Here is a 25,949-nt window from a genome sequence, read left to right on the forward strand (position 1 = left end):
AGCGAAGGAAACCATGGACACCACCGCCATCATCGAACGGCTGCGAGAGATCGCCGGGCCCGAGCGCGTGGACACCGACGAGCGGCTGCTGCGCGAGGCCAGTGTCGACCGGTTCAAGAAGTACACGGCAGTGCATGGCATCTACGACGGGCCGTTCCCGATCGCCATCGTGCGCGCCGGCAGCACGGAGCAGGTCGCCGCAGTGCTGGCTTTCGCGAACGAACACGGTGTCAACATCGTCCCGCGTACCGGACGTACCGGCACTGAGGGCGGACTCGAGACCAGTTTCGAGCGCACCGTGGTGCTCGATGGGTCCGAAATGGACGAGATTGTGCACGTCGACCCGGTCGACATGCAGGTCACCGTGCAGTGCGGGGTGTCGCTCGAACTGCTGGAGGAACGCGTGCGGGAACTGGGTCTGACCACCGGCCATTCGCCGCAATCCAAGCCGCTCGCGCAGATGGGAGGGCTGGTCGCCACGCGTTCGATCGGGCAGTTCTCCACGCTCTACGGCGGCATCGAGGACATGGTCGTCGGCTTGGAAGCAGTGTTCCCGGACGGGACCGTCGGCCGCATCAAGAACGTGCCGCGCCGTGCCGCCGGCCCGGACATCCGGCACGTCGTGATCGGCAACGAGGGCGCGCTGTGCTTCGTCACCGAAGTCACGGTGAAGTTGTTCAAGTACCAGCCGGAGAACAATCGCTTCCACGGCTACCTGCTCGATGACGTGCGCACCGGCATCGAGATCCTGCGTGAGATCGTGACGAACGGCTTCCGCCCCTCGGTCGCGCGGGTCTACTCCGAGCAGGACGCCGCGCAGCACTTCTCCCACTTCGCCGGGGGCAAATGCGTAGCAGTGTTCCTCGCAGAGGGGCCCGCCGGACTGGTGGAGGCGACAAGCGCGGAGATCGAACGAGTGGTGGGCAGGCAACCGCACGAGCGGGTGGCGCCGGAGCTGATCCGCGAATGGTTCGACAACCTGAACTGGGGCCCGGACAAGATCCGCGCCGAGCACGAGACGATGCTCGCTGAGCGCCACCTCGGTTACACCACCGAGGTGGCGGCGAACTGGTCTGTGATCGGCGACATCTACGAGGCCGTGATTGCCCGTATCACCAAGGAGTACCCCCACTTCCAGGACATCACGATGCTGGGCGGGCATTCCTCGCACAGCTATCAGACCGGTACGAACATGTACTTCGTCTACGACTATGACATCGACTGCGAGCCGCGCGAGGAAATCACGAAGTACCACATCCCGCTCAACGCGATCATCGTTGAGGAGACGCTGGCGCGCGGCGGATCGATGGTGCACCACCACGGCATCGGCAAGTACCGCGCGCAGTGGACCGAGGAAGAACACGGCAGCGCATATCCGATCCTGCGCAAGCTCAAAGAAGTGTACGATCCCAACGGCATCATGAATCCGGGCACCATCTTCCCTGCTGGAAACCGCTGATGACCGGATACCTGATCGGCATCGATAACGGTTCGCAAAGCACCAAGGTCACCGTGTTCGACGAACGCGGCGTGGTGCACTCGCGCGCCCGCGTTCCGCTGCGCCCCAACGACACACCCCGGCCTGGCGTAGTCGAGCATCCCGATGACGATCTGTGGGACTCGATCGGCGCGGCCACGCGCGCGGCGCTGGTGGCCTTCAACGGTGAGCCCGAAGACATCATCGGCGTCGGACTGTGCACGATCAGGTTCTGCCGTGCACTGCTGCGCCCCGACGCTACACTCGCCCAGCCGGTGCTGAGCTGGATGGACGAGCGCGTCTCTCGGCCGTATGTGCACGTGAACCCCGACGTCCACTACGTCACCGCGTCCTCGGGCTACATCACAGCCCGGATGACCGGGCAGTTCCGCGACACTGCCGCGAATTACCAGGGAATGTGGCCGATCGACACCGACACGTGGGCGTGGGAAGACCAACCCGACATCCCGCGCGAGATGCTGTTCGAGCTGGTCCACCCCGGCGACGAGCTCGGGACGGTGACGGCGGAGGCGGCGGCACACACCGGCCTGCCGGAGGGGGTGCCGGTGTTCGCCACCGCCAACGACAAGGCGGTGGAAGCGCTCGGCGGTGGCCTCGGCGACGAGCGTACGCTGCTGCTGTCGCTCGGCACCTACATCGCGGGCATGACCACCGGTACGAGGAACATCCACGACGCCGACGCGTTCTGGACCAACTTCGCATGCCGCCCGAAGAAGTACCTCTACGAGAGTCATGGCATCCGCCGCGGCATGTGGACGGTCAGCTGGTTGCGCGACATGCTGGGAGAAGAAGCCTGGCTCAACGAGGGAGCCGGTACCGTGCCGCCCGGGTGCGACGGCCTCATCGCGGTTCTCGACTGGCTTGCTCCGGTGGGAGCGCCTTTCCGCAGGGGAGCGTTCCTCGGGTTCGACGGCACGCAGGGCCCGTTTCACATGTACCGAGCCGTGCTCGAAGCGATCGCGTTGACCATGTGCGGCAACGGGAATGCGATGGCTGCGGAGCTGGACACGGAGTTCGAACAGCTACTGGTGTCCGGTGGCGGTGCCGGATCCGATGTGCTCATGCAGATCATCGCCGACGCGTTCGACCGGCCGGCGCGACGTGCGCAGGGCGGCGCGGCATTGGGATCGGCGATCTGCGCAGGTGTGGGTTTGGGCCTATTCGGCGGCTTCGACGAGGCGGTGGCGGCGATGGTGCGACCGGGCGAGGAGTTCACGCCTTCCCGCGAGGCCCACGAACACTACCGGCGGTTGCAGGAGGTTTACCGTGAGCTGCCAACCTACACCGATCCGCTGTTCAACTGGCTGGCGTCGGCGGGAGGGTGAGCGTCACATAGCCCAAACGCCCACATTGGACGACGCGATGGCAGTGGCTCCCGCACGCAGTGCCGCAACCACGTCATCCTTGTCGCACACGAGCCCGCCCGCGATGATCGGGACGTCGGTCTCTTCCCGTATCCAAGTAATCACGCGCGGTACGCAGCCAGGAAGGATCTCGATGTAATCGGGCTTAGAGATCGCCAGCTGTTTGCCGAGGTTGTGGTAGGAGAACGAGTCGACAAGAAAGAAGCGGTGAACGGCAAGTAGCCCGCGTGCCTTGGCAGCCCGCACGATGCTCGCCTTGCTGCTGAGTACGCCGTCGGCCCGCGTCCGCTCAGCGACGAAGTCGACGGCGACGTCCCGATTCACCAGTCCCTCGACCAAGTCCACGTTGACCAGCACGGTCTTACCGGTGGCGCGCAGTTGCTCAACCAGATCAGGCAGCGTCAGAACCGACCCGTACAGCAGGAAAGTGACCTGCGGATCGGCCGTGGCGACAGCCTGAAGTCCGGACTCGTCCTTAATGCTGGCAATGACGGGCTGGTCCAGCAAAAGTTCGTGCATGGTTCAACTATGACACAGGATCGCGATGCTCCGAACGAGATGGAGGGCGATCCGCGTACTCGATCCCGATATCGGCGCGCGTATCACTGCAGCGGTGAGCGTTTCGACGGGCCCGAACCTGCGGAAAGGCGAGGCCGATGCGCAGGATCTAGCGACGGCGTTGTCCCACGACTGCGCCAGGGTCCGGGGCGCCACCCCGACGCGGGTGGCAGTCGTCAGCAGCCCGCGGGCGCCGTATCAGTGATGGTTACGAACCCGCCCGGAGTCGTTGGTTTCCGGTGAACACATGTGGGCGACTACAGGTAGGGCCAGGTCATCTCCTGCGACGTCCTCCCTGAAACAGGTGGTGCGCGATGCCGGGATCGAACCAGTGGCCGTTACCGGGGCCGGGTAGTCGATGACGATCGCCTGAGTCGAAACGGATACTCCGCAAGTGGTGGCGGTGTCGTTCCTGCCGCAACCCCAGGGCGCGGAGTCGTGGCGGTGCTCTCCGGCGTGCGTCGCGCGTGTTTCCAAGCCGCTCATGAGCCTCTTGTCGGACTTTTTCGGGGACATGTAAAGAATCCCGACTTCGGTTTCGCCGACGTCAAGCCGTGGCGTCGTGCTCATGATGCGCCGACTCGACGACGGGCTGGCCCCGGACCGCGCGGGCGGCGTGGTCCGGCACCTGCTGCCCGGTACGGAGTCGCCCGCTGGTCTGGTCGCGGGTGTGAACGGCGCCGTCGGGTGCCTGACGTGGGAGGCCGAGGACGGTACGGAGTATGTACCCGCGAACGGGTCCAACGAAAGCGAGGTCGACTACTTCACGTGGCACGGTCACCACTTCGTTCAGCCCGTCGGTGCCGAGGTGGCCGTCAAGGGCCGCGCTCGATGCGGTCCGGGAGTTTGTCGCAACCGGTCAGCGCCCCACGTGTGGGCAACGGCAGCCCTGCGCTGAGTGATACCGATGCGAGCGCTGGCAGCGTGGTGCGAGCACCGCGGCTCAGCAGTCGCTGAGAGCGCGGCGGACCTCGACGCACTGCTCAACACCCTGGCCGGGTGGCGGGGCAACATGGTGTGATGCGGCGCCATTCGTCGGCCTGCTCAGCGACCTGCAGCCGGTGGCGCGCTCTCGCTCAGCTGCCTGACATCTTGGTAAGATGCTGGTCAAGTCGCGACAAGCCCTTCGTGGATGTGATCAGGATGCCTGAATCCGAACGGCGCGACCTCCTTCGTGCCGGCGACCGGGATCGTGAGCAGGTCGCGCAGCAGCTCCGCGACGGTTACGCGGAGGGCAGGCTGAGCACGGACGAGCTCGACACGCGACTTCAGAAGGCGTACAGCGCCACCACCTACGGTGAGCTGCATACGCTCACCGCCGACTTGCCCCAGAGGCCACCAACGCCGGCCGGGGAAACAGAACTACTCCCCGAGAATGCACGGGCCGAGACCGCGATGGGACCGCCGTGGATGCTCGACGCCGTCCGCGCCTGGTTCATCGTGAGCTTCTTGAGCTTCGGTGTGTGGATCGTGCTCGGACTCGACCAGGGCTTCGAGGCCGTCCACCCCTGGTGGATCTGGGTCGCTGGGGGCTGGGGCGGGACCCTCATGATCGTGCAGTCAGTGAGACACAGGAAGGAGCGCCGGCGGCTCGCTGACGACTCCGCCCCGCAGCTCGGGGGCAATGACTAGCTGGTGCGGGCAGGAGGCTGTTGACTCCCACCGCCGTTTCAGGCGTGGCGGGTGGGATCCCACAGCCCGTCGACGGTCACTGTTGCAAGCTGCGGTAGTTGGCCGCGACGTAGGCGGCTTGGCCTGTTCGCCCTCCCGCCCGTTGCTGCGGGTGCGGCGCTGGGCAGGCTCGGCGAAATAGGTCTCGGCGGTCGGCCGGCCGGGTCGCGCGGCCGATCGGTCTCGGCGAGCCAGGTATCGACGTAACGCACGTGGCCCAGGTACAGCTACACGGTGCCCTTGGCCCTGCCGGCGGCCGGGGAGCGTTCCCAGTCGTCGGCGAGGTCGCGCAGGGGAGAGGCATCGGCGGACATACGCCGAATCGTCGCTCGCCACTTTCTTGCTCTACTTGCAACGATTCCAGCGTTTCCGCTGGTAGCGCCCCCGGCAGGACTCGAACCTGCGACCTAGAGATTAGAAGGCTCTTGCTCTATCCAGCTGAGCTACGGAGGCTCGGCGCGACCGTGCCGGCCGCGGTGAGCCAGCTTAGTCATCGCCGTATGGGTGATCGTGCAATGTGCCCGATTCGTTTCACTCGTGTCTCATGGTGCTACGTGGATCACACTTGCACCGCGGGCGGGCCGCCCGTGTCCGCATCGCGGTGGCCGGCGAACCTGGGGTCACCGGGAGTGGCCCCAGGATACGGCGCGGCATGCTGCCTGCGAGTGAGGAGGTGCCGTGGGGGCGCCGGGCGCGGGACGGAGCGCGGGGAGCACGCTCCCTCGAACGGCGCCCCCACGGCGCGGTCACGGTCGGGGCTCCGTGACCGCATCCTGACCGGCCGTCGTGACGTCACGGGTTCCCCAGCCGTGACGTCCCGACGTACCGGCCTGGCCGGTGGGATGACGCGCTGTCACTCCCAGACCTGGATCGCACGCACCACGTACGGCGCCTGCGGAACGTACGTGCCCGGGCCCGGATAAGTGCTGAAATCGGCCTGCGTAGCGCATTTGTCGTCCTGATAGACCGTCACGTGCCGCTCCATTCTGGTAGCGAACGAGTGTGCCTCCATCTCATTGTCGAGTGTCACGCATTGTTCCGTCTGGGTATTCCGGAGGTCGAACCGCTGGAGCTTTCCGTCGTAGAACTCCTCCTGCCAGGCGCAGAACTCTCCCGAGTTGCAGGCCGACTCCGGATGGTGCGGCTGCGGTGACGCCGCCGAACCCGATGCCGAGGTCGACCCCGACGGTGCGGTCGAGGTCGTGCGGTGCGGGGACGCGCCGTCGGCGGTTCCCGCGGCGGCCGGCGCCGCGAAGCCGGCCACCGTTGCGACGGCACTGAGCAGAACGGCGGGCAGGGCGGTACGGAAGGTGACGGGACGTCGGGTCATCGGTTTTCTCCCCCATGGTCGATTCGTCGTGTTCGGGTCTGATCCAACGATGGCGAAGGTTGACCGGAATGTCAGCACGGAAACGCGATTCTGTGGACAACTCGCGATGAAAGACTCGTTCGAGTTACGGGTACCTACTCACGTTCGACGGTTGTCCACATTTTCCGGGGAACCGCTTGTGGCGGGTGTCGAACGCTGCTACGGCGAGGCGGTCGCGGCGTGCCCGGCGTCACGCGCCGACCGGCGGCCCTGGCCGATGGTCGGCGGCCTACCCTCGTAACCGTGTCCACCGAAGCCGACCCCGAATCCGACGTCCGCGTGCCACGCGGGGCGGGCATTGCACCCCTCCTGACCGTCGGCGCGCTCCTCGGCATCGTCGTCGCGGTCGGCCTGGTAGCGCTGACGGGCGGACTCGGCGAGGTCGCCGGCATCTCCGACCCCGGCCCGCTCACCACCTACGGCATCACGGTCGTCCGGGTCGCCGCCGACCTCGCATCGGCCGTGTGCATCGGATCGCTTTTGCTCGCCGCGTTCCTCGTGCCGCCCCAGCGGTCCGGCACGCTCGCCGCCGACGGCTACGCGGCAGTCCGCACCGCCGGTCACGCCGCGTGGGCCTGGTTCGTCCTCGCGCTGACCTCGGTGTTCTTCGTCGCTGCCGACGGTGCCGGCCGCCCGGTCACCGAGCTGCTCGAGCCCGAAGTCTTCCTCAACTTCGTCGGCGCCATCGAACAGCCGAAGGCCTGGCTCATGACGTCGGGCATCGCACTGCTGCTCGTCCTCGGCTGCCGACTGGTGCTGACGTGGGGCTGGACGACGGTGCTGTTCTTCGTCGCCGTCGCGGGCCTGCTGCCCGTCGCCATGACCGGTCACTCCGCCAGCGGCGGATCCCACGACCTGGCCACGAACAGCCTGCTGTTCCACCTGCTCGGCGCCGCACTGTGGGTCGGCGGGCTCATCGCGCTCCTCGCGCACGGACGCAGACGCGGCGCGCACCTGACGCTCGCTGCCACCCGGTTCTCGAAGATCGCGCTGGTCGCCTGGATCGTCATGGCCGCGTCCGGAGTCGTCAACGCGCTCGTGCGGGTGGAGCCGGGAGACCTGCTCACCACCGACTACGGCCTGCTCGTGCTGGCGAAGGTGGTCCTGCTGCTGATGCTCGGCGTGTTCGGGCACCAGCAGCGCAGTCGCAGCATCGCGGGGCTGCGCGACGGTGCGGGCGGAGGGCAGCTGCTGCGCCTCGCCGGCGTCGAAGTGCTGATCATGCTCGTCACGATCGGGCTCGCGGCCGCGCTCGCACGGACCCCGCCGCCCTCGGAGATCGCCGCTCAGCCGTCGACGACCGAGCTGCTGCTCGGCTACGAACTCTCCGGCGCTCCCACGTTCTGGACGCTGCTCACCGCATGGCGGTTCGATCTCGTCTACGGCACGGCGGCGATCGTGCTTGCGGGGCTCTACCTGGCCGGGGTGCGCAGGTTGCGCCGCCGAGGTGACCCGTGGCCCGTCGGCCGGACCTGGGCGTGGGTGCTCGGCTGCGCCATGTTGCTGGTGGCGACCTCGTCCGGCATCGGGCGCTACTCGCCGTCGATGTTCAGCATGCACATGGTCAGCCACATGTTCCTGTCGATGGGCGTGCCTGTACTCCTCGTACTCGGCGGCCCGGTCACGTTGGCGCTGCGTGCGTTGCCGACCGCGGGCAGGAACGCGCCCCCGGGGCCGCGGGAGTGGCTGCTGGCGTTCGTCCACTCGCCCGTGACGCGGGTGCTGACCAACCCGGTGGTGGCGACGACGCTGTTCGTCGGTTCCTTCTACGGCCTCTACTACTCGGGGATGTTCGACGCCGCGCTGAACTACCACTGGGCGCATCTGGCGATGAAGGCCCACTTCCTGCTGGCGGGGTACGTCTTCTACTGGCCCGTGATCGGCATCGATCCGTCACCGCGGCGACTGCCGCACCTGGTCAAGCTCGGCATGGTGTTCGTGTCGATGCCGTTCCACGCGTTCTTCGGCGTGACGCTCATGAACATGCAGACGGTGATCGGCGAGGCGTTCTACCGGGGGCTCGGGTTGCCCTGGGTCGAGGACCTGCTGCTCGACCAGCAGACCGGCGGCGGCATCGCATGGGCGACGGGTGAGATTCCCGTGGTGATCGTGATGGTCGCGCTGCTCGTCCAGTGGGCCAGGGCCGACGACCGCGAGGCACGCCGCCGTGACCGGCGGGAGGACGCCACTGGTGAACAGGACCTGGCCGCCTACAACACGATGCTCAAGGAGCTCGCGAGCGGCACCCGGCGCGAGTAGCACGCCCCACCGACGATTTCGGCCGGGACCGGCCCGGTCCCGGCCGGGTTGTCCACGTCGCCGACAGCTGTCCACAGATTCGCCGCGACGGCCTTGCCGGCCCACGTCGCCGGGCACGGTGGAGACACCGAACAACCCGGCGAGAGGAATGGCAATGGCGATCGGTGAGACCACGGTGACCGTGGTGGGCAACATCTCCAGCGAGGTGTTCATGAAGGACACCCACAGCGGCTCGGTGGCCGGATTCTGGCTGCGCAGCAACGAACGGCGCTACGACAAGGAATCGGGGGAGTGGTGCAACGGCCGGTCCCTCGCGGTGCGCGTCTCCTGCTGGCGGCGGCTCGCGGAGAACGTGCGCGACTCGCTGTCGAAGGGCGATCCCGTCGTGGTGAGCGGGCGGTTGTACACAACCGAGTTCGTCACGGACGGGCAGTCGCGCACGGTGACCGAGTTGGAGGCACAGGCCGTCGGCCCGAATCTTTCGTGGTGCACCAGTGGGGTTCAGCGAAACCCCCGGGGTAGGAATCGTCCCGACCCTGGGCACGGCGTCGGGGAAACGGCGGAGCCGGCGATGGCGACCGCCTCGGCGGCCTGACGTGTCCGTGACCGTCGAGGGCCGAGCCGCGGACCTTCAGGGCGACAAGGCGAGGCGCCGTCAGCCGGCTCGCGGCTCGGCTCTACGATCGCGGTATGGCCGAGTTCATCTACACCATGAAGAAGGTGCGCAAGACCGTCGGGGACAAGGTGATTCTCGACGATGTCAGCACCGCGTTCTTCCCGGGCGCGAAGATCGGCGTCGTGGGCCCGAACGGTGCGGGCAAGTCGACCGTCCTGAAGATCATGGCGGGACTCGACCAGCCCAGCAACGGCGAGGCGTTCATCCAGCCCGGCGCCAGCGTCGGCATCCTGCAGCAGGAGCCGCCGCTGAACGAGGAGAAGACCGTGCGCGGCAACGTCGAGGAAGGCCTCGGCGAGATCAAGGTCAAGCTCGACCGGTTCAACGAGATCGCCGAACAGCTGGCGACCGACTACACCGACGAGCTCATGGCCGAGATGGGCAAGCTCCAGGAAGACCTCGACCACGCCGACGCGTGGGAACTGGACTCGCAGCTCGAGCAGGCCATGGACGCACTCCGCTGCCCGCCCGGCGACGAGCCCGTGGAGCACCTGTCCGGCGGTGAGCGGCGCCGTGTCGCACTGTGCAAGCTGCTCCTGTCGAAGCCCGACCTGCTGCTGCTCGACGAGCCCACCAACCATCTGGACGCCGAGAGCGTGCTGTGGCTCGAGCAGTTTCTCGCGAACTACCCGGGCGCGGTCCTCGCCGTCACGCACGACAGGTACTTCCTGGACAACGTGGCCGAGTGGATCATGGAACTCGACCGCGGCCGTGTCGAAGGTTACGAGGGCAACTACTCCACGTACCTCGAGAAGAAGCGGGAACGCCTCGAGGTGCAGGGCAAGAAGGACGCCAAGCTCGCCAAGCGACTCAAGTCCGAGCTGGAGTGGGTGCGCTCCAACGCCAAGGCCCGGCAGACCAAGTCCCGGTCGCGTCTCGAACGGTACGAGCAGATGGCCGAGGAGGCGGAGAAGAGCAAGAAGCTGGACTTCGAGGAGATCCAGATCCCGCCGGGCCCGCGGCTGGGCAACACGGTGGTCGAGGTCGAGCACCTCAAGAAGGGTTTCGACGACCGCCTGCTGATCGACGACCTGTCGTTCATGCTCCCGCGCAACGGCATCGTCGGCGTCATCGGCCCGAACGGCGTCGGTAAGACGACCCTGTTCAAGACGATCGTCGGCCTCGAGGATCCGGACGAGGGCAGCGTCAAGATCGGCGACACCGTGAAGCTGGCCTATGTGGACCAGACGCGGGCCGGGATCGACCCGAACAAGTCCGTGTGGGAGGTCGTCTCGGACGGGCTCGATCACATCAACGTCGGCCAGGTCGAGATGCCGTCCCGTGCCTACGTGAGTGCGTTCGGGTTCAAGGGACCCGATCAGCAGAAGAAGGCGGGCGTGCTCTCCGGCGGCGAGCGCAACCGCCTGAACCTCGCCCTGACCCTCAAGCAGGGCGGCAACCTGCTGCTGCTGGACGAGCCGACCAACGACCTGGACGTCGAGACGCTGGGCTCGCTGGAGAACGCGCTCGAACAGTTCCCGGGCTGCGCCGTGGTCATCTCCCACGACCGCTGGTTCCTCGACCGCATCGCCACCCACATCCTCGCTTGGGAGGGCGACGACGAGAACCCGGCCAAGTGGTTCTGGTTCGAGGGCAACTTCGAGGGCTACGAGAAGAACAAGATCGAGCGCATGGGGCAGGAGGCGGCGCGGCCGCACCGCGTGACCCACCGCAAGCTCACCCGGGACTGATCACCCGGACCAGGGACCGCTGCGACGTTGGATAGGGTCGGTCTCTCACGAGTCGGCGGCCGGGCCGGGTAACCCGAGCACGGGAACCGGCCCCGGACCGCCGGCTCGTCGGCACGCCCATCTGCAGGAATGGAAGGCCTCACAGAGCGGAGTCCCCGTGGTTGCCACTGAGTCGGCCGGTACGCACGCGGTCAACGGCCGCGACACCGCGGTTCCTCGTGGTGTGCACCGAGACGACGTCACGGCGGGCGGCGTCGGCGACCTGTCCGCAGTGGAGCAGCTCCTGGATCGCGCCGACACGATGGAGTGGCGGGCGCCCGAGCTCGCCGCGATTCTCGGTGAACGGGCGGCGAGCCTGGCGGAGGCCTCCGGCGCGAACGCGCTGTGGGTGCGGGCCGAGGCCACGGTCGTTCACGCACACGTCCTGCTCGGGCATCGGGCCTCCACTGTCGGGCGGGCGGTCGCGGCCCTGCGCGCGGCGGAGGACGCCGAACTCCCGGTGATCGCCGCGCAGGTCCGTACCGACCTGGCCGTGTGCGCGCGCAGTGTCGGTGCGCCCCTCACCGGACTGGCCATCCTGCGGCCGGTGCTCACCGTGAGCGGCCTGTCGACAGTGCGGCGCGCGACCGCGCTGTGTCACCTCGTGGGCTGCCTTGGCACGCTGGGACGCAAGGCCGAGCTCGATCGGGTGCTCCTCGAAGGCGACCGTCTCGTGGCCGCCGACGCCACACTCGACGAGGACGACAAGCTCATGGCGCGCGGCATGATCAGGCTCGGGGTGTCGGCGCACCGCAGGCGCCACGGCGACACGATGGGCGCCGCCGATGCAGCCCGCACGGGCATCGGCTTCCTCGATCGGATGGCCGACCCGTCCCGGGACGGCGGGGTCGCCAGGGTCCGACTCGTCCTGGAGCTCGTGTGCTCGCTGCTGGACCGCGGGGACGGTGAGCCCGCGTTGGAAGCGGCGCAGTCACTGTTCGACGAACCGGAGCGTGCCGCGGCCGTCGCGCCGACCGCGTGGCTCCGTGCCGCGCTGGCCACGCGCGTCCTGCTGAGCAACGGCGCGGCCGAATCCGCCGCCACGATGCTGCGTGACGCGCTGTACGGCGTGGTGCGCCACGACCTCGACGCCGTGGTCGCGCGGCTCTGGCTGGAACTGGCGAACGTCGAGGAACGCATCGGCAATCCCGCCGAAGCCGTCACGTGTCTGCACAACGCCCGGGCAGCCGAGCAGCGGTACGCGCGTGCTCGCAGTCAGGCGCGTGCCGTCCTGCACGGTGAATTCGGTTCGGGTGAGCAGGCGCCGGTGGATCTGGCCGAGATCGTCACCTCGGCGCGTCCGCAGCAGTCGGTCCCGGCTCCGGCCGCGGGGGTGCCCTCGGCCGTCGGACCGGCGTCCGCGCATCCCGCCGCATCACAGGTCGCGGCCGATGCCCAGCGTGCCGGAGCGGTCAACGGAGCCCCCGCGGGCGGCAGGTCCCCGAAGAGCGACGTCTCCACCCGCGCCGACAGTGCGGCCGTGAACGGGCATCAGCCGGTCAACGGCCACGGCCCGCAGGCCCGGAACGGAGCAACCGTCGCCGGTGGCGCGTCGTCGGCAGCGGGCAGTGAGACGTCCCGGTCGAGCGATGCGACTACCGCTGCGGCCGACCGGGCCTCCACGAACGAACCGGCTGAGGCGGCAGCCGAAGCCACCATGGTGATGCCCGCGATACCGCGCGCAGACGGTCCACCGGCGGACCGGTCCACGACCGCGGAGTCGAACGCTCCGGCGACCGCGGTGTCGACCACGGACACCGGCGACGCGGACACCGCACCGAGCGCCACCGAACGGAGCGCTACCGAGCAGAGCGCCACGGAACAGGCGGCCCCGGAACAGACGGAAACAGCCCAGCGGGCCGCGGAACAGCGGGCGTCGGAACAGCGGGCCCCGGAACAGCGGGCCCCGGAACAGCGGGCCCCGGAACAGCGGGCCCCGGAACAGCGGGCCCCGGAACAGCGGGCCCCGGAACAGCGGGCGTCGGAACAGCGGGCCCCGGAACAGCGGGCCCCGGAACAGCGGGCCCCGGAACAGCGGGCCCCGGAACAGCGGGCCCCGGAACAGCGGGCCCCGGAACAACGGGCCCCGGTACGACCGGCCACGGTGCACAGGGCCACCGACCACCCGGCTGCCGACCGTGAGTCGGACGCCGCCGCCGTCTCGCACGGGGCCGCGGAAACCTCGACGGCGGACCTTCGGGTGATCGGCGCAGCCGGGACAGCCTTCTCATCGGCCGATGGCACGGGGACGACCGCCGCCTCAGGAATTTCGGACACCCCGGCCGCGGACACCCCGGCCGTGGACGCTCCGGCCGCTGACGCCGCGGAGTCCGACCAGGCGGCGCCGAGGCGGGCCCACACGTCGGCAGGAGAGACCGATTCCGTGGCAGACGCGGTCGCATCGGGCGGATCGAATGCCGGCGATGCCGATACCTCGTCCGAACATTCGTCCGAACCGGCCACGCCGCGGAAGCGCCGCCGCCGCGATGTGGATCACGGCTCGGTCACCGCACGCTCGGTGCTGGACCGGCTGGGCATCTCGCCGTCGCGCGGCGGCCGCCGCCACGCAGCCTCATCCGACTCTCCCGATGCCGACAACGGTGGCGAGGCAGCGTCCTCGCACCGGGCCGCGGATGCGGGCTCGTCGTCGCCCGCGTCGCCGTCATCGGAGTTCTCGTCATCGGAGGCTTCGTCGTCCGCGTCGCCGTCGACGGTCGATACCCGTGCCGGGGCGACCAGGCCGGCGGGGGCCGACGACCCTGCGAGGTCCCGCTCCACGGAGTCGGCGGCGGCGGACGTGCTGGACTCCGGGACGGCGGGAGCCAGCGTCGAGCCGATCCTCGCGGCAGCGACGGCGTCTGCGCCCCAGGTCGACGACTCGACGGCGATCCTTCCCGCGATCACCGACGAGCCCACGATCGGCCCGGCGGCCACACAAACCGGAACCACCGGTACCGGCAACGACACTGCGGACTTCGGTGCGGACGCTCGCTGGGCAGTTGACCACGGCGCCGGCGATCACAGCGGCGACCGCGGCGCCGTCGATCACGGCACCACGGATTTCAGCACCACGGACTTCGGCACCACCGACTTCAGCCCTGCCGCCGATCACAGTGCCGGTGTGGGCGCAGAGGTCGGTGACGGCGGGTTCGACCCCGGAATTACCGAGACCGGCAGTTCCGGCAGTGGCATCGGCGCTGCGAGTGAGTCGGTGGCAGACCCGTGGCTGCCGCGGGTCAAGTTGCCGCCGCCGTTGCTGCCGATGGAAGCGCTCGCGCCGGAAGGGGAACCGGGCTCAGGGGGCGACGCCGCGGGGGCCGAATCGGACCGGACGACCACACGCGGTGGGGGTGCGCACCTGTCGGCCACTCACGCGCTGTCCGGTCACGAACCGGTCGCCGACTCCTCGACAGGAGCTTCGGGGGCGAGCGTTACTCCGGCCAGGCCCACCGACATCGCGCCGAGTAGCGATGCCGGACGACATACCGAATCCGCCACGTTCCCGGATTCGGCGTTCTACGACCCCAGGGACGACAGAACGACCGCGACGGAGCCCAGCGCCTCGGATTCCGTCCCCTCGGAGCATGAGGCTTCCGGATCCACCGTTCCCGAACCCGCCGCTCCGGAACCCACTGTTTGGCAACCCGCTGCTTGGCAAGCCACTTCTTGGCAAACCACGGCATCCGACCCCAGCGCCCCGAACTTCGACACCGCGAACTCCGACACCGCGGACCCCAGCACGTCGGCCTCCGACACCGCGGGTTCTGGCACCTCGGAGCCCGGACCGTCGGAGCCCGGACCGTCGGAATCCGCCCGCCCGGAATCGGGCGTCGACGAACCGGCCGTGTCCGATACCGGCGTGCCCGACCTGCCACGCCACGAGCTTCCGCTCGACGAACCGCCGGAGGACGCCGGGTTGGCGGAGCTGCTCGCGCGTGCACTCGCGGAGCACCAGGTCGCGTCGGGTGCGGCCCTTGCATCGACGCCGGGTGGCGACGACCGTGACGGCCACGCCGTCGGCAGTGGGGCGGGCGTGAACGGCCGTCGCCGTAACGGCAGCGCGCACGCTCGGGGACAAGGCGGCCGCCACGATCGTTAGGACCGCGCCATCCGGCAACCCGGAGGGCAGCGTCCCGATACAGTGGCGACGACCGAACGGCACGTCCGAGCTGTCATCGCCAGAGTTGGAGAGTTGCGTTGCCCGACATGAGCTCGACCGGTGTCCAGTCCCGTTCGCAGAACGCGGACCGGGAAGGCCCCACGCCCAGCCGGCGGAGCCCGGAACAACTCCGGGACGACCTGATCGCCGCTGCGGCGGCACAGGCCCCGGACATCGCCGACCTCATCGGTCACTACTACCGCCTGATCCCCGCCGAGGAGATCATCGGTGAGAGCCCGGACGACCTCGTCGGCGCCGTGCGGTCGCACCTGGAGCTGGCACGCAACCGGGTGCCGGGCAGGCCCGCACTCCGTCTGTTCAACCCGACGACCGCCGAGGACGGCTGGTCGAGCGAATCGACCGTCATCCAGGTCGTCACCGACGACATGCCGTATCTGGTCGACTCGGTCGTGGCAGAGCTGGCGCGCGGTGGTGTGCACGTGCAGCGCATCGTCCACCCGATCATGCTGGTCACGCGGGACATGTCCGGCGGTCTGCAGCAGCTCCACCCGGGCGGGGACGTCGAACAGCCGCCGGCGGGCGCGACGGTCGAGTCGTGGATGTACCTGGAGATCGACTCGATCACCGATGTGGATCGCGCACGCGAGTGCGACCACCGGCTGCTGGCTGTGCTCGAGGACGTCCGGGAGGTCGTCGAGGACACCGACCGCATGGCCGCCGCCGCGCTCTCCCTGGCCGACGAACTCGACAACACGCCGCCGCCGCTGTCCGAGCAGGAGGTCCGCGACGGTGCGGAGCTGCTGCGCTGGCTGGCGGACGGTCACCTGACGTTCCTCGGTTACCGGCACTACGAGGTGATCGACGACGGCGGCGAGGCCGCGCTGCGTGCGGTGCTGGCGTCGGGGCTCGGTGTGCTGCGGCAAGACAGCCTCGCCGCCCGCAACCTCACCGCCGGACCGGATTCGACAGCTCAGGCGCTGAAGCCGGAGCTGTTGGTGCTCACGCAGGCGGGTGCGCCGTCGACGGTGCACCGCCCGATCTACCCGTACTACGTCGGTGTGAAGACCTTCGACGCCGACGGCAACGTCACCGGCGAGCACCGGTTCCTCGGCATGTTCACCACGACGGCCCTGCACGAGGACGTACTCGACATCCCGGTTGTGGAACGCCGCGTGCGGGAGGTCATCCACCGCGCCGGGTTCCCGATGCAGTCCTACTCCGGCCAGCGGATGCTGGAGGTGCTGCAGAACTGGCCGCGGGCTGACCTGTTCTCGGCCGATCCGGATTCGCTGTACGCCACGGCCACGGGTGCGATCACGCTGGCCGATCGGCGCAGGTTGCGGCTGTTCCTGCGCCGCGACACGTACGGCCGGTTCTACTCGTGCCTGGTGTTCCTGCCGCGCGACCGGTACACGACACGGTCGCGGCTGGCGATGCAGCAGGTGCTGCTGGACGAACTCGAGGGCACGCACCTGGAGTACGCGACGCGGCTGGGCGAGACGCAGCTCGCTCAGGTGCATTTCACCGTCCACACCGATCCCGGTGCGACCGTCGAACCCGACACGTTGCGGATCCAGGAGCGGCTGGCCGAGGCCATGCGCAGCTGGGACGACCTGATGGTGGAGGCGATCCTCGCCGAACGGAGGGAGCGCGCGGGCGACGGCAAGGCCGTGACGTTCGCCGGCGAGGAATCGGCCACCGAGCAGGCACAGCGCTACGCGACGGTGTTCCCCGAGGCCTACAAGGAGGACTTCGACGCCGAGTCGGCGTTGCGCGACCTGCGCATGCTCGAATCCCTCGAGGGGCGAGCCGACGTGCGCATGTCGTTCTACCTGCCTGACGGTGCGGCGCCGGGGGAGCGCCGGTTCAAGCTCTACACCCAGGGCGACGGCGTGACACTGTCGACGATGCTGCCGTTGTTGCAGCGTATGGGCGTCGAGGTGGTCGACGAGCGGCCGTACGAACTCTCGCGGGAGGACGGTGCCCGCCTGTGGATCTACGACTTCGGCCTGCGTATCGACCCGGGCGTGATGGCCGCGGTGGAGGCCGAGAAGGACCTCCAGGTGCGCTTCCAGGACGCCTTCGCCGCCGAGTGGCGGGGCGATGCCGAGGTCGACGGGTTCAACGCTCTCGTACTGCGTGCCGGACTCGACTGGCGGCAGGTGGCGGTGCTGCGCGCGTACGCCCGCTACCTGCGGCAGGCTGGCTCGCCGTACTCGCAGGACTACATCGAGACGACGCTGCTCGCGCACACCGACATCGCGACGGCGCTGGTGCGGCTGTTCGAAACCCGCTTCGGCCCGGACGACGCGCAGCGCGAGGACCGTTCGAACGAGCAGGTCGACGAGATCAGCTCGATGATCGACGAGGTCACGAGCCTGGACCAGGACCGGATCCTGCGCAGGCTGCTGTCGGTCATCGTGGCGACGTTGCGCACCAACTACCGGGTGACCGACACCGACGGCAACCCTCGCCCGTACCTCGCGTTCAAGCTCGATCCGCAGCAGGTGCCCGACCTGCCCGAGCCGCGTCCGGCCTACGAGATCTTCGTGTGCTCGCCGCGCGTGGAAGGTGTCCACCTGCGTTTCGGCTCGGTCGCCAGGGGCGGGCTGCGTTGGTCCGACCGCCGCGAGGATTTCCGCACCGAGGTGCTGGGCCTGGTGAAGGCGCAGGCGGTCAAGAACGCGGTCATCGTGCCGGTCGGAGCCAAGGGCGGGTTCGTCGTCAAGCGTCCGCCGGCGGCCACGGGCGACCCGGGCATCGACCGCGAGGCGCAGCACGCCGAGGGCGTCGCCTGCTACCGCATGTTCATTTCCGGCCTGCTGGATCTCACCGACAACCTCGTCGACGGTGTCACGGTGCCCGCCCGCGACGTCGTCCGCTACGACGGTGACGACAACTACCTGGTCGTCGCCGCGGACAAGGGCACCGCGACGTTCTCCGACCTCGCCAACGAGGTCGCCAAGAGTTACGGCTTCTGGCTGGGTGATGCGTTCGCCTCCGGCGGATCGGTCGGCTACGACCACAAGGACATGGGCATCACCGCGAAGGGTGCGTGGGAGAGCGTCAAGCGGCATTTCCGCGAGCTCGGCGTCGACACGCAGAGCCAGGACTTCACGGTCGTCGGCATCGGCGACATGGGCGGCGACGTGTTCGGCAACGGCATGCTGCTGTCGGAGCACATCCGTCTCGTGGCCGCGTTCAACCACCTGCACATCTTCCTCGACCCGAACCCCGACGCGGCGAGTGCGTTCGCCGAGCGCACACGGCTGTTCGAGTTGCCGCGTTCGACGTGGGACGACTACGACCGCTCGCTCATCAGCGAGGGCGGCGGGATCTACCCGCGTAGCGCGAAGACCATCCCGATCACGCCGCAGGTGGCCGAGGCGCTCGGCATCGACGGGGTCGACAGCATGTCGCCGGCCGAGCTGGTCCACGCGATCCTGCAGGCGCCGGTCGACCTGCTGTGGAACGGCGGTATCGGCACCTACGTGAAGGCCACCGGCGAACGGCACGCCGACGCGGGCGACAAGGCCAACGACGCCGTGCGCGTCAACGGCAGCCAGGTGCGTGCGAAGGTCATCGGCGAAGGCGGCAACCTCGGTCTCACCCAGCGCGGGCGGATCGAGTTCGCCCGGCACGGCGGCAAGGTCAACACCGACGCGCTCGACAACTCGGCGGGGGTCGACTGCTCCGACCACGAGGTCAACATCAAGATCCTGCTCGACAAGCTCGTCGAGACGGCAGAGCTGGAGGTCTCCGAGCGCAACCAGCTGCTCGAGGTGATGACCGACGAGGTCGGTGAGCTGGTGCTGCGGGACAACTACACGCAGAACGCGGTGCTGGGCGTCGCGCGTCATCACACGGACGCGATGGTGTCGGTGCACCGCAGGCTCGTCGGCGCGCTCGAGGCCAAGGGTGCGCTGGACCGGCACCTCGAGGCGCTGCCCGTCGACTCCGGGTTCAGCGAGCTCGAGCACGCCGGTCAGGGATTGACGTCGCCCGAACTGGCGACTGTGCTGGCGCACGTCAAGCTGGACCTGAAGGACGAGATCCTCGCCAGCGAACTGCCCGACGCCGAGGTGTTCAGCCGTCGCGCCGCCGAGTACTTCCCGACACCGCTGCGCAACCGATTCGGCGCGTCGGTGGCCAAGCACCCGCTGCTGCGCCAGATCACGACGACCTGGCTGGTCAACGAGGTGGTCGACGGTGCAGGCCTGACGTACGCGTTCCGCCTCTCCGAGGAGCTCAACGCCACGGCGACCGATGCGGTGCGGGCGTACTCGGTCGTCACGAACGTCTACGGCCTTTCCGAGGTGTGGCAGGCGATCGCGGAGCTGGACACCGTTGTGGCGACCGACATCGCCGACGAGATGGTGCTGGAGACCCGCAGGCTCCTCGACCGGGCGTCCCGGTGGTTCCTGACGAACCGTCCGCAGCCGCTGGCCGTCGGTGCCGAGATCAACCGGTTCGGTGAGCCGGTGCGGGCGCTGACCGGCCGGCTGGGCAAGCTGGTGCGCGGGCGTGAGGCCGAGAAGGTGCGTGCCGAGGTTGGCAGGCTGACCGCGGCGGGCGTGCCCACGGAGCTCGCGGAGCGCGTCAGTGAGCTGTTGCTCGGGTATGCGCTGCTGGACATCACGGAGGTCGCCGAGGTGGCCGAGCCGGACGGCGAGGGCACCCCGGTGGACATCGCCGAACTGTATCTCGCGCTGTCGGACCACCTGGGTTTCGATCACATGCTCGCGTCGGTGAACCAGCTCGAGCGTGACAACCGGTGGCACGCGCTGGCCAGGCTCGCGTTGCGGGACGACCTGTACGGTTCGCTGCGGGCCATCACGCGTGACGCCCTGCGGCACAGCGATCCGGGCGACTCGGTCGACGAAAAGATCGCCAAGTGGGAGCAGGCGAATGCTTCCCGGCTGGCCCGTTCCCGGGTGACGCTCGACGAGATCTCGCGGTCCGGGCGGATCGACCTCGCGACGCTGTCGGTCGCCGCGCGGCAGATCCGGAGCACGGTCGGATGAGTGTCGGCGAGTACGTCACGCATGTCCGGCCGCGCTGGTCCGATATGGACGCGTTCGGCCACGTCAACCATGCGCGCATGGTGACGTTGCTGGAGGAGGCGCGGGTGCCGCTGCTGTTCGACGACGCGACCGCTCAGGGTCTCGGCGAGTTCGCGAAGGGTACGGTCGTGGTGAAGCTCGGGGTCGACTACAAGGAGCCGGTGATCGTCGACGGCAAACAACTGCGGGTGGGTATCACCATGACCCGATTGCAGCAGGCGTCGTTCACACTCGCCTATCGTGTCCACAACGGACCGTCCGAATCGGACCCGGTGGCCGTGACGGCGTGGACGCTGCTTGCGCCGTACGACGTCGGAGCCGCGCGTCCCCGCAGGCTCGCCGCGCAGGAGCGTGCCTTCCTGACGGACCACATCCCGGAGGCGGACCGTGCCTGAGCTGCGAATCCCCGACCCGGCCGACCGCGAGTCGCTGGGTGCGTTCATAGCCAGGGCGGTCCGCCTCGACGGGCAGGCGGTCGTGCGGCTGCGCATGCGCAGGCCCGGCGTGCTGGAAGCATGGGCGAGTACCCCGTTCGAGGTGCTCGTGACGCGTGCCGTGGAGGGCGAGATCGAGCCGGGCGACGTGACCGTGTCGGGCTCGGAGCTGCTCGCGGCACTGACCGTCGCGCCGGGCGAGCGGATGGACCCGGGTCCGTCGCGCGATCTGCTGTGGCGTTCCGAACTACCGTCGGGTGCGGGGTGGCGACAGGTCGACACGCTGCCTGCGGCCATCGTCGCCGACCTCGCCGATCGTGGGGTCGCCGTGGCCAGGGAGAACGTCGGACCGCAGGGCACGCCTCCCGCGTCGCTCATGGATCAGACCGTGCTCACCGTGTCCGGCGACGACAACACCGAGCTCGAGGTGCCGATGCGGTGCCTGTTCGCGATGTCCGGCATGGGGTTCGTCGACTCCTCCGTCGCCGATGACGTCGTGCGGGTCACGGCCACCGACGCGTGGCTGCGGCTCGACGGCCGGTACGGCGCGGTCGTCCGCCGCAGGCACGCGCTGCTGCCGCTGCTGTTCTGAAACCGCACAGCTGCGGGTGACCTGCGGCGATCGCAGCGAATCAGTGGCCGCGGTCCGTCGCGGGTGTCATAGTTGGCCGATGAGCGAGGAGTCGCGACGCGCCGACGACGATCGGGCCGACGAACCTGCCGATCCGACCGCCGAGTTCCTGGCGGACGTCCGTCCCGAGGAGACACCGTGGCGGACCGAACGGCCGCCCGCCGAGCAAGCCGGGTCACCGATTCCCGACGCCAACGAGCGGACCCGATTCCAACGGGTCGCCGGCGCTGTCGGCGGCGCGGCGCCGTATCTGGCTGCCGGCGGCGCGGCGGGCTGGGTGAGCGCCCAGGCCTACGACGAGTACGCCGACGAGGCCGGCGGTCATGGCGGGATGGAAGACATGGGTATGGGCGAAGGCTGATCACGCCCACGCCACACTGCCGTCAACCCAGTGTTGACGACTTGGAGAAGGTCAACCTATGGTTGACGCATGACCGAAACACCGCAACCGCGCGTCATCGCGCACCCGGTCAGGCTCGACGACCTGATCGACGCCATCAAAACCGCACGCACCGACGTGCTCGACCAGCTCTCCGACGCCGTCCTCGCCGGACAGCACCTCGGCGAGATCGCCGACCATCTGATCGGGCACTTCGTCGACCAGGCCCGTCGCGCAGGCGCCTCGTGGACCGACATCGGCCAGAGCATGGGTGTCAGCAAACAGGCCGCCCAGAAGCGATTCGTCGCGAAGGGGGACGAGGTGCTCGACCCCAACGAAGGCTTCTCGCGATTCACCCCGCGTGCCAGGAACGCCGTCATGGCGGCCGGTGACGTTGCCCGCGAGCACCGCCACTCCGTGATCACACCCGTCCATCTCGTGCTCGGCCTGCTCACCGAACCGGAGGCGCTGGCCGCGAAGGCGATCGCCGATCAGGGGGTGACCGACCGGTCCTTGCGGGCGGCCGCCATCGCCGCGCTGCCAGAGGACGGCGAATCCGATGACGCTCCGGACCTGCCGCCGTTCTCGGCGGAGGCGAAGAAGGCGCTCGAGCTGACCTACCGGGAAGCGCTGCGCCTCGGGCACAACTACATCGGAACCGAGCACGTGCTGCTGGCACTGCTCGAACACGAGGGCGACGACGGCGTCCTGACCACTGCCGGCGTCGCCAAAGCCGATGTCGAAGCATTCGTCCATGCCGCGCTGGCCGTGCTCGTCGGCCAGCGGGACGGCGCGTGACTCGGCCGCGCGTGACTCGGCCGCCCGAGGACGGCCGCTACGGGGAGGGCGCTGTGATCGCGTGATCACAGCGCCCTCCCCGTAGTCGTCGGCCGACCGTCAGACCCAGCTGTTCATCATCGACTGGGCCGCCATCTCGAGGTAGTCCCACAGCTTCGTCCGGTACGGCTCGGGAATACCGGTCTCGTCGACGGCGATGCGCATCGCCCGCAGCCACGCGTCCCGTTCGATCGGGCCGATCTTGTACGGCGCGTGCCGCATCCGCAGCCGCGGGTGGCCGCGCTGCTCGGAATAGGTCTGCGGACCGCCCCAGTACTGCATGAGGAACAGTCGCAGCCGGTCCTCGGCCGGGCCGAGGTCCTCCTCGGGATACAGCGGTCGCAACACCTCGTCGTCGGCGACCTCGGCGTAGAACCGCGCCACGAGTTTCCGGAACGTCTCCTCACCGCCCACCGCGTCGTAGAACGTGCGCGGGTCGGCGGTTCCGCCGCTGGCCTCAGACACTTCGGGCACCTCGGATATCTCGAACGATGGTCGGGCTGGTCTTCATTGTCCCGGTGACGTCACGCGTTGTTGTTGCCGTTCTGGAACAGCCGCCGCAACGGCGGCTGGAAGCCTGCGCGCTCGAACGCGGCCATCGCGTCGGCGCGCAGCGCACGCTGGATTGCCCACTGCTTGCCGGGACGCACCTTCACGGTCAGACGCAGGAGTACTGCCTCGGGGGTCACGCTCTCGACGCCCAGCACCGTCGGGGTCTCCAAGATGTCGGGCGCGAGGTCTTCACGTTCGGCCGACGTGGCCAGGACCTCCTTGAGCAGCGATGTGGCACGGTCCAGATCGGCGTCGTAGGCCACCGGGATGTCGACGACACCGACGGCGAAGCCCTGGCTGAAGTTGCCGACCCGGAGCACCTCGCCGTTGCGGACGTACCAGACGGTCCCGTTCAGGTCGCGCAACGTCGTGATGCGCAGCCCCACGGCCTCGACGGTGCCGACAGCCTCGCCGACATCCACGACATCGCCCACGCCGTACTGGTCCTCCATCATCATGAAGATGCCGGACAAGAAGTCCCGGACGAGGTTCTGTGCGCCGAAACCGACGGCCACACCGACGATGCCCGCGGAGGCGATGATCGGGGCGAGGTTGATGCCCAGCTCGCCGAGGATGAGCACGAAGGCGATCGTGTAGACGACGACCGTCGTGATCGACTTCAGCACCGAGCCGATGGTCCTGGCCCGCTGCCTGCGGCGTTCGAGGATGCCGGGGCCGATGAGGTCGGGGGCCTTCTCCTTCAGCGGCTTCAGCAGCGCCGGGACCTTGTCCTTGGCGCCGTCCTCGGGAGTGCGGGTCATTCGCTCGATGAGCCTGCGGATGACCAGGCGCACGAAGAACGCGATGATGGCGATGAGCAGGATGGTCAGCGGCTTGGCGATCAGCCAGTTCGCCGAACCGGCCAGCCATTCGTTGCCGGTGAGTTGCCAGATCTGCTGGCACCAGGTGCCCGCCTCCTGAATGCAGGACGGGGGTTCGCTGAGCAACTGGTCCACGGGGCGTGTTTTTCCTTCCGTTGCATGATCGAGGGAATGTGTGACGCCGCCCACTTCACTGATCCTGCCCGGGCGCAGGTGAGGCATGTTGACCACGTCGAATTCCACAGCCACGGTACTCGGGGCGGACACGTGCATTAACACACGTGCGTTTCAGGGGCGATGTGTGGTCGACTAGGGCAGCACCGGTGGAGGTGGTCGCGTGCCAGACCGACAACCGAGCCCTCACGGCGCTCACCCCCGGCAGCCGGCCGGGACGGCGTCGGAGGTCATGCTGTGCGCGCCGGCATCCGGCGTGAACCGCGGTGGAACGGCTCCGACGGGGCCGCATCCCACCGGCCCGCCGCGCGCGGGCAGGGTTCCCCGAACGCCCGGGGCGTGGCGCTCCCGTGAGGCTGGCTCCGGTTCGTCAGGCCCCGGCTGGGGAAAGCGCCGGGTCCTGCTGCTGAACGCGACGTTCGAACCGCTGACGGCACTGCCGTTGCGCAGGGCGATCGTCCTGCTCGTCTGCGGCAAGGCCGAAGTCGTGCACGAGGATCCGTCGGGGCTCACGCTGCATGCCGCGACGATGACCGTGGACGTGCCGTCGGTGATCCGGTTGTCGAACTACGTGTGCGTTCCCTATCGCGCGCAGGTGCCGCTCACGCGTGCCGGTCTGATGCACCGAGACCGCTTCCGTTGCGCCTACTGCGGCGGCCGTGCCGAGACGATCGACCACGTCCAGCCGCGAAGCCGGGGCGGCGAACACTCGTGGGAGAACTGCGTCGCCTGCTGCGCCAAGTGCAACCATCGCAAGGCCGACAAGCTGCTCTCGGAACTCGGCTGGACCATGCGGACCATTCCCCGCGCGCCGCACGGGCCGCACTGGCGGCTGCTCGCACACGCGAAGGAAACCGACCCGCTGTGGCGGCAGTACCTCGGAGCGCCCGCAGCCTAGCGCGTTCCGCCACCACGCGTCCGCATCCGCAATGGCGCGGTCTGCAACGGCGCGCGTGGCAGCACCTCACCGGCCCTCGTTCCGAGGTCGGTCGACTCTCGCGGCCGGTCCACCACGGCGGAGCGCTGCGGACGACGGTGTCCGAGCGCGACATGCAGCCGTGATGCTCCGGCCGAGTGTTGTCGGGCGTCCGGCCTCGGGCACCCGTGGGCACCGGGACGACCTTCACTGCCGAGTCGTGCCCGCCGGACAACGCACGCCGGCGGAACCGAACTCGCCGCGCAGGCATGCCAGCCTTCCGGCCGCACGTGACGTCCTTACCTGCGGAACAGCCCCGAGGAAACAGCGCCCGCGGAACGGCGCTCTTGAGACGTCGCCCAGGAGAACGCCGCTCGCGGAGGCGTGGACGGTCACGGGTGTCGGTAGCCGATGGAACTTTCGTCGGGAGCGTCGCCGGAAACGGAACGCCGAGGCGGTGTTCCGGGTCGTACCGATCAGACGGTGACGCGGGTGCCCATGGTGGCGTCGGTGTCCATCGTCACCCGGGTGCCACGGGTGACGCGCGTGCCCATGGTGACGCGGGTGCCGGAGGTGACCCGGGTGCCACGGGTGACGCGGGTGCCCATGGTGGCGTCGGTGTCCATCGTGACCCGGGTACCGCGGGTGACGCGCGTGCCCATGGTGACGCGGGTGCCGGAGGTGACCCGGGTGCCACGGGTGACGCGGGTGCCCATGGTGGCGTCGGTGTCCATCGTGACCCGAGTACCCCGAGTCACACGCGTGCCCATCGTGACGCGCGTGCCGCGGGTCACTCGTGTACCGCGCGTGACGCGCGTGCCTGCCGTCACTCGGGTGCCACAGGTGACGCGGGTACCGCGCGTGACTCGCGTTCCGAGCTCTGCGGGGCGGGCGGCG

At 68.9% G+C, this 25,949-nt stretch carries 18 protein-coding genes, 1 tRNA gene and 2 pseudogenes; 13 read left to right on the forward strand and 8 right to left on the reverse strand.

Features of this window, described 5'->3' with window-relative positions; genetic code table 11:
- Window positions 1-67: 67 nt before the first annotated feature.
- On the forward strand, window positions 68-1,459 hold the full coding sequence (locus LY40_RS10445; protein ID WP_258936659.1) for an FAD-binding oxidoreductase: 1,392 nt from the start codon (window positions 68-70) through the stop codon (window positions 1,457-1,459).
- Window positions 1,459-2,823 carry an FGGY-family carbohydrate kinase gene (locus LY40_RS10450; protein WP_183783876.1) on the forward strand — a complete coding sequence of 455 codons (1,365 nt, stop codon included), beginning with the start codon at window positions 1,459-1,461 and terminating at the stop codon, window positions 2,821-2,823. Before LY40_RS10445 ends, LY40_RS10450 begins: the two co-directional genes overlap by 1 nt.
- Before the next feature lie 3 nt (window positions 2,824-2,826).
- On the opposite strand, the gene LY40_RS10455 is transcribed toward LY40_RS10450, so the two are convergent.
- Entirely contained in the window at window positions 2,827-3,381 is a 555-nt protein-coding gene (locus tag LY40_RS10455; protein ID WP_258936660.1) for a glycerol-3-phosphate responsive antiterminator, read from the reverse strand.
- 607 nt (window positions 3,382-3,988) lie between these two features.
- Between LY40_RS10455 and LY40_RS10460 the strand changes: the two genes are divergently transcribed.
- Window positions 3,989-4,318 carry a hypothetical protein gene (locus LY40_RS10460; RefSeq protein ID WP_258936661.1) on the forward strand — a complete coding sequence of 110 codons (330 nt, stop codon included), beginning with the start codon at window positions 3,989-3,991 and terminating at the stop codon, window positions 4,316-4,318.
- Between the two features lie 230 nt (window positions 4,319-4,548).
- The gene (locus tag LY40_RS10465; protein ID WP_258936662.1) at window positions 4,549-5,052 is read left to right on the forward strand and encodes a DUF1707 SHOCT-like domain-containing protein; all 504 of its coding nucleotides are present in this window, start codon (window positions 4,549-4,551) and stop codon (window positions 5,050-5,052) included.
- A gap of 418 nt (window positions 5,053-5,470) precedes the next feature.
- On the opposite strand, the gene LY40_RS10470 is transcribed toward LY40_RS10465, so the two are convergent.
- Together LY40_RS10470 and LY40_RS10475 are read right to left on the reverse strand one after the other, a co-directional pair.
- Window positions 5,471-5,544, reverse strand: a tRNA-Arg gene (locus LY40_RS10470).
- A 400-nt stretch (window positions 5,545-5,944) separates the two neighbouring features.
- Entirely contained in the window at window positions 5,945-6,421 is a 477-nt protein-coding gene (locus tag LY40_RS10475; RefSeq protein ID WP_258936663.1) for a peptidase inhibitor family I36 protein, read from the reverse strand.
- Between the two features lie 336 nt (window positions 6,422-6,757).
- Here LY40_RS10475 and LY40_RS10480 point away from each other — a divergent pair, with 336 nt between their 5' ends.
- The 3 genes from LY40_RS10480 to ettA all read left to right on the forward strand — a co-directional run bounded on the left by LY40_RS10480 (window position 6,758) and on the right by ettA (window position 11,086).
- Window positions 6,758-8,719 carry a bifunctional copper resistance protein CopD/cytochrome c oxidase assembly protein gene (locus LY40_RS10480; RefSeq protein WP_258936764.1) on the forward strand — a complete coding sequence of 654 codons (1,962 nt, stop codon included), beginning with the start codon at window positions 6,758-6,760 and terminating at the stop codon, window positions 8,717-8,719.
- Window positions 8,720-8,873: 154 nt separating this feature from the next.
- Window positions 8,874-9,314 (forward strand): single-stranded DNA-binding protein, encoded by a 441-nt coding sequence (gene ssb / locus LY40_RS10485; RefSeq protein ID WP_183783883.1) that lies wholly within the window; start codon window positions 8,874-8,876, stop codon window positions 9,312-9,314.
- Between the two features lie 95 nt (window positions 9,315-9,409).
- Window positions 9,410-11,086, forward strand: a complete 1,677-nt coding sequence (gene ettA / locus LY40_RS10490) for an energy-dependent translational throttle protein EttA (protein WP_183783885.1) — start codon at window positions 9,410-9,412, stop codon at window positions 11,084-11,086.
- Window positions 11,087-12,616: 1,530 nt separating this feature from the next.
- On the opposite strand, the pseudogene LY40_RS26655 reads toward ettA, so the two are convergent.
- Window positions 12,617-13,075 (reverse strand): annotated as a pseudogene (locus LY40_RS26655) (hypothetical protein); the annotation flags it as partial.
- A gap of 84 nt (window positions 13,076-13,159) precedes the next feature.
- Window positions 13,160-13,588, reverse strand: a pseudogene (locus LY40_RS26500) (hypothetical protein); the annotation flags it as partial.
- 1,743 nt (window positions 13,589-15,331) lie between these two features.
- On the opposite strand from LY40_RS26500, the gene LY40_RS10500 reads away from it, so the two are divergent.
- From LY40_RS10500 to LY40_RS10520, 5 genes are all read left to right on the forward strand, one after another.
- Window positions 15,332-20,269, forward strand: coding sequence for an NAD-glutamate dehydrogenase (locus LY40_RS10500; RefSeq protein ID WP_183783889.1), 4,938 nt, complete (start codon window positions 15,332-15,334; stop codon window positions 20,267-20,269).
- On the forward strand, window positions 20,266-20,703 hold the full coding sequence (locus tag LY40_RS10505) for an acyl-CoA thioesterase (RefSeq protein WP_183783891.1): 438 nt from the start codon (window positions 20,266-20,268) through the stop codon (window positions 20,701-20,703). The genes LY40_RS10500 and LY40_RS10505 overlap by 4 nt, the downstream gene beginning before the upstream one ends.
- Entirely contained in the window at window positions 20,696-21,334 is a 639-nt protein-coding gene (locus LY40_RS10510; protein ID WP_258936664.1) for a DUF8010 domain-containing protein, read from the forward strand. Before LY40_RS10505 ends, LY40_RS10510 begins: the two co-directional genes overlap by 8 nt.
- A 79-nt stretch (window positions 21,335-21,413) precedes the next feature.
- The gene (locus tag LY40_RS10515) at window positions 21,414-21,734 is read left to right on the forward strand and encodes a hypothetical protein (RefSeq protein WP_183783896.1); all 321 of its coding nucleotides are present in this window, start codon (window positions 21,414-21,416) and stop codon (window positions 21,732-21,734) included.
- 69 nt (window positions 21,735-21,803) lie between these two features.
- Complete coding sequence (locus LY40_RS10520; protein ID WP_183783898.1) at window positions 21,804-22,550, forward strand: Clp protease N-terminal domain-containing protein; 747 nt, start codon at window positions 21,804-21,806, stop codon at window positions 22,548-22,550.
- A 99-nt stretch (window positions 22,551-22,649) separates the two neighbouring features.
- Here LY40_RS10520 and LY40_RS10525 read toward each other — a convergent pair whose 3' ends face one another.
- Window positions 22,650-23,054, reverse strand: a complete 405-nt coding sequence (locus LY40_RS10525) for a globin (RefSeq protein WP_258936665.1) — start codon at window positions 23,052-23,054, stop codon at window positions 22,650-22,652.
- 59 nt (window positions 23,055-23,113) lie between these two features.
- Window positions 23,114-24,097, reverse strand: coding sequence for a mechanosensitive ion channel family protein (locus LY40_RS10530; RefSeq protein WP_258936666.1), 984 nt, complete (start codon window positions 24,095-24,097; stop codon window positions 23,114-23,116).
- Between the two features lie 202 nt (window positions 24,098-24,299).
- Here LY40_RS10530 and LY40_RS10535 point away from each other — a divergent pair, with 202 nt between their 5' ends.
- On the forward strand, window positions 24,300-25,034 hold the full coding sequence (locus tag LY40_RS10535; RefSeq protein ID WP_258936667.1) for an HNH endonuclease: 735 nt from the start codon (window positions 24,300-24,302) through the stop codon (window positions 25,032-25,034).
- Between the two features lie 494 nt (window positions 25,035-25,528).
- Here LY40_RS10535 and LY40_RS26505 read toward each other — a convergent pair whose 3' ends face one another.
- Window positions 25,529-25,786, reverse strand: a complete 258-nt coding sequence (locus tag LY40_RS26505) for a hypothetical protein (RefSeq protein WP_258936668.1) — start codon at window positions 25,784-25,786, stop codon at window positions 25,529-25,531.
- Window positions 25,787-25,949: the final 163 nt, after the last annotated feature.

The sequence above is a fragment of the Prauserella salsuginis genome (assembly GCF_024648885.1).
Classification (GTDB): domain Bacteria; phylum Actinomycetota; class Actinomycetes; order Mycobacteriales; family Pseudonocardiaceae; genus Prauserella; species Prauserella salsuginis.